Source organism: Streptomyces sp. PsTaAH-124 (assembly GCF_000373685.1).
Classification (GTDB): Bacteria; Actinomycetota; Actinomycetes; order Streptomycetales; family Streptomycetaceae; genus Streptomyces; species Streptomyces andamanensis.
Map to the genome: position 1 here is coordinate 56054 of NZ_KB892164.1, position 15073 is coordinate 71126.

The 15073-nt window shown below is 73.6% G+C and carries 12 protein-coding genes, 1 tRNA gene and 1 pseudogene; 10 read left to right on the forward strand and 4 right to left on the reverse strand.

The window, feature by feature from the left end; genetic code table 11:
- Window positions 1-82 precede the first annotated feature (82 nt).
- Window positions 83-502: a MarR family winged helix-turn-helix transcriptional regulator gene (locus tag B086_RS0111110; protein WP_018566480.1), complete on the reverse strand. Its 420-nt coding sequence runs from the start codon at window positions 500-502 to the stop codon at window positions 83-85.
- 62 nt (window positions 503-564) lie between these two features.
- Between B086_RS0111110 and B086_RS0111115 the strand changes: the two genes are divergently transcribed.
- From B086_RS0111115 to B086_RS0111135, 5 genes are all read left to right on the forward strand, one after another.
- On the forward strand, window positions 565-1359 hold the full coding sequence (locus tag B086_RS0111115; protein WP_018566481.1) for an alpha/beta fold hydrolase: 795 nt from the start codon (window positions 565-567) through the stop codon (window positions 1357-1359).
- Between the two features lie 90 nt (window positions 1360-1449).
- A complete protein-coding gene (locus tag B086_RS0111120) occupies window positions 1450-2631 on the forward strand; it encodes an AI-2E family transporter (RefSeq protein ID WP_018566482.1) in 1182 nt (393 codons plus the stop codon).
- Window positions 2632-2679: 48 nt separating this feature from the next.
- Window positions 2680-2826 carry a hypothetical protein gene (locus B086_RS44555; RefSeq protein WP_018566483.1) on the forward strand — a complete coding sequence of 49 codons (147 nt, stop codon included), beginning with the start codon at window positions 2680-2682 and terminating at the stop codon, window positions 2824-2826.
- Window positions 2827-3106: 280 nt separating this feature from the next.
- Window positions 3107-4243 (forward strand): hypothetical protein, encoded by a 1137-nt coding sequence (locus B086_RS0111130; protein ID WP_018566484.1) that lies wholly within the window; start codon window positions 3107-3109, stop codon window positions 4241-4243.
- 99 nt (window positions 4244-4342) lie between these two features.
- Window positions 4343-4798: a hypothetical protein gene (locus B086_RS0111135; protein WP_018566485.1), complete on the forward strand. Its 456-nt coding sequence runs from the start codon at window positions 4343-4345 to the stop codon at window positions 4796-4798.
- Between the two features lie 84 nt (window positions 4799-4882).
- Here the strand turns inward: B086_RS0111135 and B086_RS44955 are convergent, their stop codons facing one another.
- Window positions 4883-5296: a hypothetical protein gene (locus B086_RS44955; RefSeq protein WP_018566486.1), complete on the reverse strand. Its 414-nt coding sequence runs from the start codon at window positions 5294-5296 to the stop codon at window positions 4883-4885.
- Window positions 5297-5740: 444 nt separating this feature from the next.
- On the opposite strand from B086_RS44955, the gene B086_RS0111145 reads away from it, so the two are divergent.
- The 4 genes and pseudogenes from B086_RS0111145 to B086_RS39750 form a co-directional block, all read left to right on the forward strand.
- Window positions 5741-6298: a hypothetical protein gene (locus tag B086_RS0111145; protein ID WP_018566487.1), complete on the forward strand. Its 558-nt coding sequence runs from the start codon at window positions 5741-5743 to the stop codon at window positions 6296-6298.
- Between the two features lie 60 nt (window positions 6299-6358).
- Window positions 6359-6982 (forward strand): hypothetical protein, encoded by a 624-nt coding sequence (locus B086_RS0111150; protein WP_018566488.1) that lies wholly within the window; start codon window positions 6359-6361, stop codon window positions 6980-6982.
- Between the two features lie 351 nt (window positions 6983-7333).
- Window positions 7334-8626 carry an L-seryl-tRNA(Sec) selenium transferase gene (gene selA / locus B086_RS0111155; RefSeq protein ID WP_051115815.1) on the forward strand — a complete coding sequence of 431 codons (1293 nt, stop codon included), beginning with the start codon at window positions 7334-7336 and terminating at the stop codon, window positions 8624-8626.
- A gap of 10 nt (window positions 8627-8636) precedes the next feature.
- A pseudogene (locus B086_RS39750) lies at window positions 8637-10412 on the forward strand (SelB C-terminal domain-containing protein); the annotation flags it as partial.
- Window positions 10413-10489: 77 nt separating this feature from the next.
- On the opposite strand, the gene B086_RS44560 reads toward B086_RS39750, so the two are convergent.
- Window positions 10490-10582: transfer RNA gene (locus B086_RS44560), tRNA-Sec, on the reverse strand.
- A gap of 32 nt (window positions 10583-10614) precedes the next feature.
- Between B086_RS44560 and selD the strand changes: the two genes are divergently transcribed.
- A complete protein-coding gene (gene selD, locus B086_RS0111165; protein WP_018566491.1) occupies window positions 10615-11646 on the forward strand; it encodes a selenide, water dikinase SelD in 1032 nt (343 codons plus the stop codon).
- Window positions 11647-11713: 67 nt separating this feature from the next.
- On the opposite strand, the gene fdh is transcribed toward selD, so the two are convergent.
- Window positions 11714-14974, reverse strand: coding sequence for a formate dehydrogenase (fdh, locus tag B086_RS0111170; RefSeq protein WP_199790739.1), 3261 nt, complete (start codon window positions 14972-14974; stop codon window positions 11714-11716).
- Window positions 14975-15073: the final 99 nt, after the last annotated feature.

Genomic DNA, 15073 nt, shown 5'->3' on the forward strand with positions numbered 1-15073 from the left:
GGGTACGGGCGCGGGGACCTGCGCTCCCGGCGCGCCGGACGGATCGGAGGGGTGAAACCGCGGGCGGCCCGCCCGCCCTCCGTCAGGCGCCGTCCTCCGACGTCAGGCGCCGCAGCAGCACGAGCAACCGCTCCCGGTCGTCGTCGGACAGCGGGGCGAAGCACGAGGCCAGCACCTCGTCGGCGACCTGGTGGCCGGAGGTCAGGACGCGTTCGCCCGCCGGGGTGAGGCGGTGCTCGATCCGCCTGCCCCGGCCCGGTGTGCGCTCGACCAGCCCCTGCGAGGCGAGCCGGCCCACGAGCGTGCCGAAGGCCTGCTCGCTCTGGAAGGTGGCGGCGGCCAGTTCACGCGCCGAGGCGCCCGGCGTACGGCCGACCGCCCGCAGCGCGTCCCATTGGGCGAGCGTCGTCCCCACCGCGGACAGGGCGCTGTCGAGCGCCCGGTGCTGGCGGTACTGGGCGAGCTTGACAGCCCGGCCGAGTGTTTGCAGGTCGGCGTCCATGGGGAGAGTCTAGAGCATGACTAAGCTAGCTTATATAAAGATGCTTAGTTACAGTGTCGGGCATGTTCACGGACCACACGGCGCACGTCTACGCCGACCTGCCCCTCACCCTCTCCGCGTCCGGCACCGGCCGACCGGTGCTGATCCTGCACGGCGGCGGAGGCCGCGCCACCGTCGCCGGGATCGCCGCGCACCTCTCCCGCACCGCCCACACCCTCACGCCGGTCCACCCCGGCTGGGAGGGCACCCACCGGCCCGCGTGGCTGACCGGGGTCGACGACCTCGCCCTCGCCTACCTCCACCTCCTGCACGACCGCGGCCTGGACGACGTCCTGGTCGTCGGCTCCTCGCTGGGCGGCTGGACGGCCGCCGAGATGGCGGTGCGGGACACGGCCGGGGTGATCAGCGGCCTGGTCCTCCTCGACGCCGTCGGCGTCCGGGTGCCGGACGAACCCATCACCGACGTCCTCGCCCTCGACCCCCGCGGCCTGGCCGAGCACTCCTGGCACGACCCGGCGCCCTTCCTCGCCGCCCTGGCCGACGCACCGCCCGGAGAGGCGGCCCGGCGGCAGGCCGACCTGGCCACGATGCGCGTCCTGGCCGGCGACCCCTACATGCACGACCCCAAGCTGCTGCGCAGGCTCGGACGCGTCCGTACGCCCGCCCTGCTGGTGTGGGGGGAGAGCGACCGCGTGGTGACTCCCGCCTACGGCGCGGCGTACGCCGGTGCCTTCGCCGACGGCCGGATCGAGGTCGTACCCCGGGCCGGGCACCTTCCGCAGCTCGAACAGCCCGATGCCACCCTCGCCCTGATCGAGGACCATCTGCGCCGGACGGGGAGCCCCGCGCGCCGATGACCCGCGCCCCGGCGCGTGGCGCCCACGGCCGGGCCGGAGCGCCCCGTACGGTGACCGGGACCTGACCGTACGTCGGCAGCGGGAGGCGTGGTGGCGGATGCGGGCGGTGCGGCGGCCGGGCGGGGCCGCGGGCGCCGGCCGGGCGACATGGTCCTGGGCAGCAGACCGGCGCACTCCACGAGGCTCCCGCCGCGACCACGCCCCGAGCGGACCGCCCCGCCCGCCGAGCACCCGCGCGCCGAGCGCACCGTCCCCTGGCTGCGCGTCGCCGCCGCCTACGCCTGGCGCCTCATCCTGGTCGGCGCCGCCGTCTACGGCGTCTTCACCGTGCTGGGCCGCTTCCAGCTCATCGCGGTGGCCGTGTTCGTCGCGCTGGTCGTCACGTCGGTCCTGCGTCCGGCCGCCGACCAGCTGAACCGGGTGCTGCCCCGTCCGCTGTGCGTCGCCGTCGTACTGGTGCTCTCCCTGCTGGTGCTCTGCGCGCTGCTCGCCTTCGTGGCCGGGGCGGTGGCGGGGGAGTGGGGCCGGCTGACGAACGAGCTGACCGGCGGCATCCACCGGATCGAACAGTGGCTCCAGCGCTCGCCGTTCCGGATCGGTCCGGGCCGGCTCTCCGCGCTCCAGAACCAGTTCCTGTCCTATCTCTCCGCCCACCGCGCGAGCCTCTTCGACAGCGCGGTGAGCGGTCTGGGGCGGCTCGTCGAACTGGTCACGGCGGGCGTGCTCGCCCTGTTCACCTCGGTCTTCTTCATCCACTCCGGGGAACACCTGTGGCGCTGGGCGCGCGATCAGTTGCCCGTCGGCGCCCGGCCGGTCTGGGAACGGGCCGGGCAGGCGGCCTGGCGGGCCTTCGCCGGGTACACCCGCGGCATCATCATCGTGGCCGCCACCAACGCCGTCCTCGTGGGTGTCGCCCTGTTCGTGCTGCGGGTGCCCCTCGCGCTGCCGCTGGCCCTGCTGGAGTTCTTCGCGGCCTTCATCCCGCTGGTCGGCTCACCGATCGCGCTCGCGGTGGCCACCGTGGTCGCCCTCGCCGGACGCGGCCCGCTCACCGCGCTGGCCGTGATCGTGCTCATCGTCGTCATCGGCCAACTGGAGGGCCATGTCCTGCATCCGCTGGTGATGAGCTGGGCGGTCCGGCTGCACCCGCTGGTCGTCGCGGTCTCCGTGATCGCGGGCAGCATCGTCGCCGGGGTGATCGGCGCGATCGTCGCGGTCCCCTTCGTCTCGGTGGTCTGGGCGGTCCTCCAGGCGCTGCGGCGCCGGGCCTAGTACCCGGCCGGACTGCTGACCGCCGACGTCCCCCCGCACCCGCGCGGCTTGGCCGTCCTGACCAGCGGCGAGTTCTCCGGCAACCAGAAATGGGACCTCATGGTGCGCTGGTCCGACGGGGAGACCACCATGTACACCGACACCGGCGCCACACGACTGGGAACCGAGCGCATGCTCGTCGCTCCGACCTCCTGATCCGCCGGCATCGTACGGGCGCCCACGTTGGACGACATGTCGTACAACCCTGGGCAGCAAGCCGTACGGGGGGACTGAACCAGCCGGAAGTACCTTTCGTCGGGATCCGCCGGTCTGGTTCGCCGGAGCTGCTTCCAGGCGATCGCTGTAATTGAATCGCACGCGTGTGCGGACTTTGGCTACGATCTCGACCGACCGATACGCGCACCGAACTGGGGGATCCATGCGCATCTCTGCGCCTTCATGCCGAAACCACCTGCCCATACGTCGACTGGCGGCCGTGTCGATCGTGCCGCTCGTGGTGCTCGGCCCGACAGTCACCACTGCCTCCGCGGTTCCCGCCGCGCACCCCGCGGTCCCGAAGGCTGCTTTCGGTCTGGACGCGGCCACCTACCGTGACGTGACCGGCACGGCCTCTCTCGTCGCGAACCGGCAGGACTTCAGCGTACGGACCGCACCGTCCGGACAGACCGCTGTGGTGGACAGCTCCATGACATCCGAGGGGGCCATCAGCGCCGCGAACCCCCGTTTCGTGGACCTCGCCTGGAAGGCGTATGCGCGCGAGGCCCGCTACACGGTGCTCCGCGGTGACATCGTCCTCGCGGAGCTCCCGGCGGGATCGACCAGCTTCCGTGACACCACGGTGCGGCCGGGCGCGGTGTATCAGTACCGGATCGTTCCGCAGCTGATCGGTGACGCCGCGCAGGCCCGCACCTTCGGACTGAGCGTGAGCGTCCCCGCATCCGAAAAGGGGCAGTCGGACCTCGCGGCGATGCGCACGTCCGCCACGGCCCGCGCCAGCGCCGCCGCAGCGGCGAGCACCACGACCTTGACGTGGACGACGTTCATCGCGCAGAAGCGCCTGGACGCCCCGCTGGCCGCCGGAAAGGCGGTCTGCACCTACGGCAAGGGCTATACCTTCGGCGGCGACAACCACGGCTTCGACTGGCGCAGTTCCAGCTATCGCACCACCGCCAACGCCGTGATCACCTGGAAGAGCAGGAAGGTCGACGGATACACGAGCATCGGCGCCACGCACGTGTACAACAAGAAGACCGGCAAGCTCGTGGCCAAGCGGACCGCGTCCGGCAGCAAGATGCAGGTCCGCAAGCTCGGCAGCGGATCGGGCTATGTGGACATCCGCATGGTGACGCACGCCACCAACCCGTTCTGTAGCAAGAAGCTGCCCAACGCGATCGACGGAGCCCTACAGTTCAAGATCCGCTCGAACGGCAACTGGGAGATCCGTTCCGGTAACCACCGGCGGATGCCCAGCCACTACATCTACATCTACAACGGCGGCCGGGTGACCGACGTGTACAAGGCCAAGGCCGCCAGCCCCTGGTGCCTGTCCGGGTCAGGGCCGGCCGGATGCGAGCTGGCGAATCTGACCGGCTACTACGGCCACTACAAGTAGGGACCGGATTCGGCCTGCCCCGGGGAAAGGAGGACACTGACCCTGGAAGCGGATCACCGCGCAGGGTGCTCCCTGGGCCTACGAACGGAAGAGCGTGGCATGACCGTCACCTGGCGCAGCGCCCTCACCTATGCGCTGACCGTTGTCATCGGCTCCTGGACGATCGGAGCCGTGGTCGATCTCGCCTGGTCAGCGGCGGCAGGCAGTCTCGGGTCCTGGGTATCGCAGTGGCCGGCGAACTCCCTGTCCTATGTATTCCTGGCCGCCGCCACGCTCACCCTGACCCTGACGCGCCGTTTCACTTCCGCCGTACCGCAGTGGCGCACGCCGCTGGTCGACGGATGTGCCTACCTGCTGATCCTTCTGCTCTGGGCAGGTCTCTCCGCCTGGCGGGACGAAGCCGCCGCGCCGGCCGACGACGCCTTTGCCACAGCAGGTCTCGCTCTGCTCACCCTCCAGTTGCCGTCCGCCTGGCTGCTGAGCACCTGGCGAGCCCGGCACCTCGAGGTCGCGGTGCGCCGAGAGCACGGCAACAGCGCCATGGCACCCAGCTAGCAGGACCTCGTCCTGGACGACACCGCACGGCGTGCGGTCCGGATGACCGGGCCGCACGCCGTGATCGGTTGTGATGTGCCGGGGTCAGCGTCCGTGACCGCCGCCACCGCCGTGACCGCCGCCACCGCCGTGGCCGCCGCCACCATGACCGCCACCACCGCGGCCGCCGCCGTGGTCACCGCCGTGGTCGCCGCCACGTCCGCCGTGGTCGCCACCGTGGTCACCGCGTCCGTGGTCGCCGCCACGTCCGTGGTCACCGTAGTCGCCGCGGTGGTCGCCGTGGTCACCACGGTCGCCGCGGTGGTCGCCGTAGCCGTTGCAGTCGTTCCACCAGCCACCCCGGTCGGAGCAGTCCCTGCTGTAACCGGAGTTGTGGTGGGAGTCGTAGCCGGAGTCATGGGCCGAAGCGGTCCCGGCCGCGCCGATCGCGGCGCCGCCGGCCATCACGATGCCGGCCGCGGACACGGCGAAGAGGCGCTTGACGCGCTGTGCTCGCATGAGTAATACCTTTCCTTCCATCGTCCCGTGCAATGGATCGACCGCACAGGATTGATGGCCGCGCCCTGTACAGAGAATGTGCGGCGCGGTCGTAGGCGTCGCCGCTGGAGTGAGAAGCACGTCCCGGTCTCCGGCACCGCCGTGCCGTCCGCGTGAACTCTCACGGGCCGGTACCGCGGCGACGGGCCCCTCTGCGGAGACCTGGCCGGACGGGGCGTGCCCCCGGTTGCGGCTCTCACTGGTAGACGCTAGTCGCCCGTTCGCGGGTCGGCATCTTGAGCGCGGAACCCGTGCGCAACCCGCGTGCCGCCCGTGCGGGATCCCGCCGCCGAGCGCGAGCGGGAAGGCCGCCGAGCGCGAGCGGGAACGCGAGCCGGAAGGGGGATCCGCGCATGACATACCCGAGGACGGGCACGCGGAACAGTGCCCAAGGGGGTGCATCACATGTCCACGGGAACACTTCTCGCCATCATCATCCCGGTCGTCGTCGTACTGGCACTCGTCGCCGTGGCGGCCTCCCTGCTGACCAGGCGTCGCCGTCTGCGCCAGCGCTTCGGGCCCGAGTACGAACGGACCGTCGGCGGCGCCGAGAGCCGCAGAGCCGGTGAGCGCGAACTCAAGGAACGCGAACGGCGGCACGACTCGCTGGACATCAAGCCGCTGCCCGCCGTCTCGCGGGAGCGCTACACGCGTGAGTGGAGCGGCGTCCAGGAGGAGTTCGTCGACCGGCCCGCGGAGGCGGTGCACGACGCGGACCGGCTCGTCACCTCGCTGATGCACGAGCGGGGCTATCCGACCGAGGGGTTCGAACAGCAGGCGGCCGACCTCTCCGTGGAGCACGGCAGCACGCTGGAGCACTACCGGGCCGCCCACGAGGTCGAGACGCTCAGCACCAGGAGCAAGGCCACCACCGAGCAGCTGCGGGGGGCCATGGTGCACTACCGCGCCCTCTTCGACGAACTGCTCTCCGACGGGGGCCGGGCGCAGCCCGCCCGGTCCTGACACCCGGCCTGCCACACCGGCCGGCGCCCCCGCGGCACCGGCCGGGCAGGGAGGAACACCATGCACGCAGACAAGGACCAACCGCGCCGCTTCAGCGGCGGCCTGTCCACCGAGGACCTGGCACAGCCCTCCGGTGCCCCCGCGCCGGAGACGGAGGAGCAGCGGACCGGTGCCCGCAGGGCCCCCGTCTACCCCGGTGAGAGCACCGGCGCAGTGCGCAGGGAGCAGACACCGGACCGCGACCGGATGTCCGGTGGTGCCCGGGACACCGCCGGTACGGCACCCGGCACGGAGGGCGCGGCCGACCCGTCCGCCGCCCGGGAACGGCCGGAATCGCGGCCCGCCGCGCCGGACACCGGCCGCACCGACGCGGCCGCCGGGAGCACCGGCACGGCCGCCGACGAGGGCGAAGCGGCCCCCAGGCTGCTCACCCCGGAGGACGAGCAGGGCTTCCGTGAGCGCTGGCACGAGATCCAGAGCCAGTTCGTGGACGACCCGAGGGAGGCCGTGCACACCGCCGACGCCCTGGTGGCCGACGTCATGCAGACCCTGGCCGCGACCTTCTCCCGGCACAAGCAGGAGCTGGAGAGCCAGTGGAGCCAGGGCGAACGGGTCGACACGGAGGACCTGCGCAAGGCGCTGCGCCACTACCGGTCGTTCTTCAACCGCCTGCTCAGCACCTGACGCTCCCGCCACCGCGTCCGCGCGTGTCCTCCGCCGCCGCCGGGTTCCGGCGTGTCGTGCGGAGGACCGCGGCCGTTGAGGGACGATGGGCCGCTCGGACGGCCGGAGAACGGGCGCGGCCCGGAACGGAGGGACGGCGTGGACCAGCGGGTCGCGGGACGGCGCAACCGGCGCGGCCAAGAAGGACCCGGCCGACCCGAACGGCCCAGCTCCTCCGAACGACCCGAACGGCCCAGCCCCTCCGAACAGCCCGAACGGCTCGGCACCTCGGACCGGTCCGGCCCGGGGGAGGCAGCGGCCACGGGCCCCGGCTCCGGCTTCGGCCCCGGTGACGGCGACGTACGGCGGCACGTGCCCCGCACCGACGCCGTACTGCGCGATCCCCGCCTGGTCCGGGCCGCACAGCGGCTCGGACCGGACCCCGTGAAGGCCGCCGTCCGGCAGGCCCAGGACCGGGTACGGCACGGCACCCTGGCTCCCGAGGACGTAACGGACGCGGCGGTCGCGCTGCTGCCGCCCACCGCCGGGGGACTGCGCCCGGTGATCAACGCCACCGGCGTCCTGCTGCACACCAACCTCGGCCGGGCGCCCCTGTCCGAGGCGGCCCGGCGGGCGGTGCGGGACGCCGCCGGACCCACCGACGTCGAACTCGACCTGGCCACCGGCACCCGGGCCCGCCGCGGCCGCTCCGCGCTGGCCGCGCTGCGCGCCCGGGTGCCGGACGCCGCCGCGGCGCACGTCGTCAACAACGGCGCCGCCGCCCTCGTCCTCGCCGCCACCGCGCTCGCCGCGGGCCGGGAGATCGTCATCAGCCGCGGCGAGATGGTGGAGATCGGCGACGGCTTCCGCCTGCCCGACCTGCTGGTCTCCACCGGCGCCCGGCTGCGCGAGGTCGGCACCACCAACCGCACGGACGTGGCCGACTACGCCGCCGCCGTCGGCCCCGGCACGGGCTGCGTCCTGAAGGTCCACCCGTCCAACTTCCGCGTCACCGGCTTCACCCGCGCCGCGCGGACCCGGGAGCTGGCGGCGCTGGGCGTCCCCGTCGTCGTGGACATCGGCTCCGGACTGCTCGCCCCGCACCCGCTGCTGCCCGGGGAACCCGATGCCGCGACCGAGCTGCAGGCCGGAGCGGCGCTGGTCACCGCGAGCGGCGACAAACTCCTCGGCGGACCGCAGTGCGGCCTCCTCCTCGGCGACGTCGGCCTCGTCGGCACCCTCGCCCGCCATCCCCTGGCCCGCGCCCTGCGGGTCGACAAACTGACCCTGGCCGCGCTGGAGGCGACCCTGACGGGCCCCGCCACCCCGACCGAGACGGCCCTCACCGCCGACGCGGGCGAACTGACGCGCCGCGCCGAACAGCTCGCCGACGCGCTGCGCGGCACCGGCGTCGACGTACGGGCCGTCGCCTGCGCGGCCGCGGTCGGTGGCGGCGGCGCTCCCGGAGTGGAGCTGCCCAGTGCGGCCCTGTCCCTGCCGGAGCCGTACGGCGCCGCGCTGCGCGCCGGTCCGCGGCCCGTCGTGGGACGCGTCGAGGCCGGGCGCTGCCTGCTGGACCTGCGGGCGGTGCCGCCCGAGGACGACGAACCGCTGGCCGAGGCCGTACGCCGGGCCCGGACCGCATGCCGGGCCGCGGAAGGGTAGGCGGGGCGTCATGCGGGTCCTGGCCACCGCCGGGCACGTCGACCACGGCAAGTCCGCCCTGGTGCGGGCCCTGACCGGGATGGAACCCGACCGCCACGAGGAGGAGCGCCGCCGCGGGCTCACCCTCGACCTCGGCTTCGTGTGGACGCCCGCCGGGCCGGACGGCGAGCACCTGGCCTTCGTCGACGTGCCCGGACACGAGAAGTTCGTCGCCACCATGCTCGCCGGGGTCGGCCCGGTGCCCGCCGTGCTCTTCGTGGTCGCCGCCGACCAGGGCTGGCAGGCCCAGTCCGCCGAACACCTGGCGATCCTCGACGCGCTCGGCGTGCGGCACGCCGTGCTCGCCGTGACCCGCGGCGACCTCGCCGATCCCGCTCCGGTGCGCGCCGACGCCCTGCGGCGGCTGGCCGCCACCTCGCTGGGCACCGTGCCGTCCGTCGCGGTGAGCGCGGTCACCGGCGCCGGTCTGGACACGCTGCGCACCGAACTGAACCGCCTCGCCCGCACCCTGCCGGTGCCGCCGCCCGACGCCGACGTACGGCTGTGGCTGGACCGCGCCTTCACGATGCGCGGCCACGGCACCGTCGTGACCGGCACGCTCGGCGCGGGCACCCTGCGCGTCGGGGACCGCCTGGTCGCCTCGGACGGCACGACCGCGCTGCGGGTGCGCGGGCTGCAATGCCTCCAGGAACAGCGCACGGACGTCAGCGGCGTCGCCAGGGTGGCGGTCAACGTGCACGGCGCCCCGGACGGCGCGCTCCGCCGCGGCGAGGTGCTGCTGACCCCGGACCGCTGGCTGCTCACCGAGGTCGCCGACGTCCGGATCGGCGGCGTCCCGGCCGGTGAACTGCCCCGGGAGGTCCAGCTGCACCTCGGCACGGCGGCCGTCCCGGTGACCGTGCGCCCGCTGGGCGAGGACACCGCGCGGCTGACGCTGGGCCGGCGACTGCCGCTGCGCGTCGGGGACCGCGCGGTGCTGCGCGAGCCGGGCGGCACCCGCCCGCCCTGCGCCGTGACCGTCCTCGACGTCCGCCCGCCGCGCCTGGAGCGGCGCGGCGCGGGCCGGGCCCGCGCGGCGGACCTCGCCCGCACGACCGGCGAGCCGGACGGCGCGGCGGAACTGCGCCGCCGCGGGCTCGTGCGCCGCGCCGAGCTGCTGGCGATGGGCGTACCCGCACCGGCCGCGCCGGTCACCGGCGACTGGCTGGCCGATCCGGAGCACTGGACCGGCCTGCGCGCACGGCTGACCGCCGAGGTCGAACGGCACGCGCGACAGCACCCCGTGCAACCGGGCCTGCCCGCCGAGGCGGCCCGCCACCTCCTCGGCCTGCCCGACCGGACCCTGGTCGACGCCCTCGTCCGCACCCCGGGCGACCGCGGACTCGTCTCCGAACAAGGCCGGTTGTACGTCCGGGGCAGCCTCCGCCCGGCGCTGCCCCCGCCGCTGGCAGCCGCCGTCGACGCCCTGCGCGGGCAACTGGAGAAGGCGTCCTTCCGCGCACCCGAGGCCGACCGCCTCACCGAACTCGGCCTCCACCGCAAGGAGCTGGCGGCGGTCGTCCGCTCCGGTGCCCTGCTGCGGCTCGCCGAGGGCGTGGTCCTGCTGCCGGGCGCCGACACCGAAGCCGCCGCCGTGCTGCGTCGGCTGCCGCAGCCCTTCACCCTCAGCCAGGCCCGCCGGGCCCTGGACACCACGCGCCGGGTCGCCGTCCCCCTCCTGGAACTCCTCGACGCCCGCGGCCACACCGAACGCCTGGACGACCGGTACCGCCGCTGCCGCCCGCAGGGACAAGAGGGGCGGGAGGGACAAGAGAGACGGGAGGGGCGAGAGGGGCGGGAGGGACGACAAGAGGAAGCCGGGGACGGAGGCGCACGGGAATCGAACCCGCCTGCCCGAGATCCTCGGGCACCTCGGTTTTGAAGACCGGGAGGGCCACCAGGCACCCACACGCCTCCACCGCCCGCTCAGGCTACCGGAAGGGACCCGCATGACGACGACCGGCGAAACGCCCGTACGGCTCACGCAGTTCGCCCACGGAGGCGGCTGCGCCTGCAAGATCCCGCCGGGCGAACTGGAGGAGGTGCTCGGGTCGCTGACGGCGGCGCCGCCGGTGCCCAGTAGGGCTCCGCTGCTGGTGGGGGCGGCCACCGGGGACGACGCGGCGGTCGTACGGCTGCCCGCGGCGGCGGACGGCGGCACACAGGGCATGGCCATGGTGTGCACGGCCGACTTCTTCACACCGGTCGTCGACGACCCCTACGACTGGGGGCGCATCGCCGCGGCGAACGCCCTCTCGGACGTCTACGCGATGGGCGGGCGCCCGGTCCTCGCCGTGAACCTCCTCGCCTGGCCGCGCGAGGTGCTGCCCTTCGCGCTGGCCCGCGAGGTGCTGCGCGGCGGCCTGGACATCGCCGCCGAGGCGGGCTGCCACGTCGGCGGCGGACACAGCGTGGACGACCCGGAGCCGAAGTACGGCATGGCCGTCACCGGACTCGCCGATCCGGCCCGGCTGCTGCGCAACGACACCGGCCGCCCCGGAGTGCCGCTGTCCCTGACCAAACCCCTCGGCCTCGGGGTGCTGAACAACCGGCACAAGGCCACCGGAGAGCGGTTCGAGCAGGCGGTGGCCACCATGGTGGCGCTCAACCGGGCGGCGTCCGAGGCGGCGCTGGCCGCGGGCGCCACCTGCGCGACCGACGTGACGGGCTTCGGACTCCTCGGCCATCTGTACGAACTGGCCCGCGCCTCCGATGTGACCGCCGTCCTCGACACCGCCGCCGTGCCGTATCTGGACGGGGCCCGGCAGGCGGTGCGGGACGGCTACGTCAGCGGCGGCACCCGGCGCAACCTGGAGTGGGTGACCCCGGTCACCGACTTCGGCACCGCCGACGAGGACACCCGGCTGCTCCTGGCCGACGCCCAGACCTCCGGCGGCCTGCTGGTGGCCGGAGAGATCCCCGGCGCCCCGGTGATCGGTGAACTGCGACCGCGCGGCACGCACGCGCTCGTCCTCAGGTAGCTCCCGGAAGGCAGCCCCCGGACCGGCACGGAGCCGTGACCGGCACCCAGCCCGGACCGGGCGCGGCTCACAGCTCCGTGCCCGTCCGGTCGTCGATGCCCGCCCGCGCCCGGTAGGCGCGCACCAGCGCCGGGGCCGCCGGGCCCCGCGGGCGGCGGCCGGGCCGGATGTCCACGGCGAACGCCTTCGTCTCCTGGATGTGGGTGTTCGGGTCCAGGGACAGGTGCACCAGCTCGTTGGCGGCGTCACCGGTGCTGTAGCCGTTGGGACCCCAGTGGTAGGGCAGGCCCACCTGGTGCAGGGTCCGGCCGTGCACCCGCAGCGGCGCCATCCGGTCGGTGACCAGCACCCGTGCCTCGATCACGCCCCGGGCGCTGACGATCGTCGCCCAGCCGGTGTGTCCGAGCCCGCGTTCGGCGGCCAGCTCCGGGGACACCTCGCAGAAGAACTCCGGTTGCAGTTCCGCCAGATACGGCTGCCAGCGGGACATGCCGCCCGCCGTGTGATGCTCGGTGAGCCGGTAGGTGGTGGCCACGTAGGGGAAGACCTCCGTGCCCGGCTCGCCGCCGCTGGGCTGGTAGCGGTTGTCCGGCACCGACGGCATCACCTGCCGCACCGGATTGCGCTGCTGCCCGTACAGCAGGTTCTCGAAGGGCGAGTCCTGCGGTTCGTAGTGCGTGGGCAGCGGGCCGTCGGTGAGCCCCGAGGGCACGTACAGCCACGCCTTGCCGTCGGCCTGCATGATGAACGGGTCGGTGCCCGACAGCGCGTCGGGGCCGGTCGCGTCCGGTGGCGGCCGGTGACCGGGGGACTTGTCCTTCTTGAAGTCGGCGACGTCGTGGCCGGTCCACTCCCGCCGGTCCGCGTCCCACCACACCAGTGCTTTGCGCGCGCTCCACGGCTTGCCGTCGGGGTCCGCCGAGGCCCGGTTGTAGAGGATGCGGCGGTTGGCGGGCCACGCCCAGCCCCACTCGGCGGCCACCCAGTCCTGCTCCCGGCCCGGCCTGCGGCGGGCCGCCTGGTTGACGCCGTCGGCCTGGACCCCGCAGTAGATCCAGCAGCCGCAGGCGGTCGAACCGTCGTCGCGCAACTGCTCGTACGAGGACAGCGGCCGGCCCTCGGCGTCCCGGCCGTTGATCTCGGCGAGCACCGCCTCCGCGTCCGGCTCGCCCCACTCGCCCCGCGCGGCGTAGTCCCAGGCCAGATCGAGCAGCGGCCGGTCCATGGGCTCCGGGGAACCGGCCAGCTTCTCCCGGACGAGCCGCCCGAGGTGGTAGGTGAACCACAGGTCGCTGCGCGCCTCGCCGGGCGGGTCGACGGCCTTGTGGTGCCACTGGAGCAGCCGCTGCGTGTTGGTGAAACTGCCGTCCTTCTCGGTGTGCGCGGCGGCCGGCAGGAAGAACACCTCGGTGCCGATGTCCTCGGTGCGCAGCTCACCCGACTCGATCTCCGGGCCGTCCCGCCACCAGGTGGCCGACTCGATCAGCGAGAAGTCGCGCACGACCAGCCAGTCCAGGTTCGCCATGCCCAGACGCTGGAGCTTGGCGTTGGCGGAGCCGACCGCCGGATTCTCACCCATCAGGAAGTAGCCCTTGCAGGCGCCCTCCAGCTGCGCCATCACCGTCTCGTACGTGGAGTGCGAGCCGGTCAGCCGCGGCAGGTAGTCGAAGCAGTAGTCGTTGGAGGCGGTGGCGGCCTCGCCCCAGTACGCCTTGAGCAGGCTGACCAGGTACGCGCGCATGTTGCCCCAGTAGCCCTTGCGGGCCGCCTCGCCGCGCACGAAGGCGTCCAGGTCCTCCTGCCGGTGGGCGTGCGGCATCGGGATGTAGCCGGGCAGCAGGTTGAACAGGGTGGGGATGTCCGTGGAGCCCTGGATGGAGGCGTGCCCGCGCAGCGCCAGGATGCCGCCGCCCGGCCGCCCGATGTTGCCGAGCAGGCTTTGCAGCACCGACGCGGCCCGGATGTACTGGACGCCCACGGTGTGCTGGGTCCAGCCGACCGCGTAGGCGAACGCGGTGGTCCGCTCGCGCCCGGAGTTCTCCGTGACCAGCGCGCACACCTGGCGGAACAGCTCCTGCGGCACCCCGCAGACCTGTTCGACCAGCTCCGGTGTGTAGCGGGCGTAGTGCCGCCTGAGCAGTTGGAGCACGCACCGCGGATGCGTCATGCTCTCGTCGCGCTCGGGCTCGCCCTCACCGATCCCGGCGCCGCCCGATCCGTGGGACTCGCCGCGCGCCGCCTCGCTCACCGAGGCCCCGCCGCCGGTGCGCTCCTCGTACTCCAGGTCGCGTTCCCCCGAGGCCGCCTGTGTCTCGGTGCCCGCGTACTGCCAGGTGCTGTTGTCGTAGCTGCGGGTGTCCGGGTCCAGCCCGGAGAACACGCCGTCCAGGTCCTCGGTGTCCCGGAAGTCCTCGCGCAGCACCACCGGGCCGTTGGTGTAGGCCGCCACGTAGTCGCGGAAGTACGCCCCGGTGCTCAGGACGTGGTTGATGATCCCGCCGAGGAAGGCGATGTCCGAGCCCGCGCGCAGCGGCACGTGCACATCGGCCAGCGCGCTGGTGCGGGTGAAGCGCGGATCGACGTGGATCACCTTCGCGCCCCGGGCCTTGGCCTCCATCACCCACTGGAACCCGACCGGATGGCACTCGGCCATGTTCGAGCCCTGGATGACGATGCAGTCCGCGTTCTGGAGGTCCTGCTGGAAGGTGGTCGCGCCGCCGCGGCCGAACGAGGTTCCCAGACCGGGAACGGTGGAGGAGTGTCAAACACGCGCCTGGTTCTCGATCTGGATCGCGCCCAGCGCGGTGAAGAGCTTCTTGATCAGGTAGTTCTCCTCGTTGTCCAGCGTGGCGCCGCCCAGGCTCGCGATACCCATCGTGCGCCGGGTGCGCGCGCCGTCGGCCTCCCACTGCCAGCCCGCCCGCCGGGCCGCGAGCACCCGGTCGGCGATCATGTCCATCGCCGTGTCCAGGTCGAGCCGCTCCCAGCCGGTGCCGTGCGGCCGCCGGTACAGGACGTGGTGCTCGCGGGCGTCCCCGGTGGTCAGCTGGAGGCTGGCCGAGCCCTTGGGGCACAGCCGCCCGCGCGAGATCGGGGAGTCGGGGTCGCCCTCGATCTGCGTGACCCGCCCGTCCTCCACGTACACGTTCTGGCCGCAGCCCACGGCGCAGTAGGGGCAGATCGACTTGACCACCCCGTCCGCGGTGGACACCCGGGGCGTGAGCCGCTCGCTCGGCCCGCTCCTGGCGGCGGCCCCGCGACCCAGCGGGTCGGTGCCCGTCAGCTGGCGGTAGACCGGCCAGGAGTCGATCCAGGTGCGTACACCCATGACAGACGCCTCCTCTCCGGTACGGCGCTCGGCCCCGGTACGGCGCGCGGTGGCGCGGTGGGTGCGGAGTACCCCCGGCGCCCCCGGGGAAAACGGCCG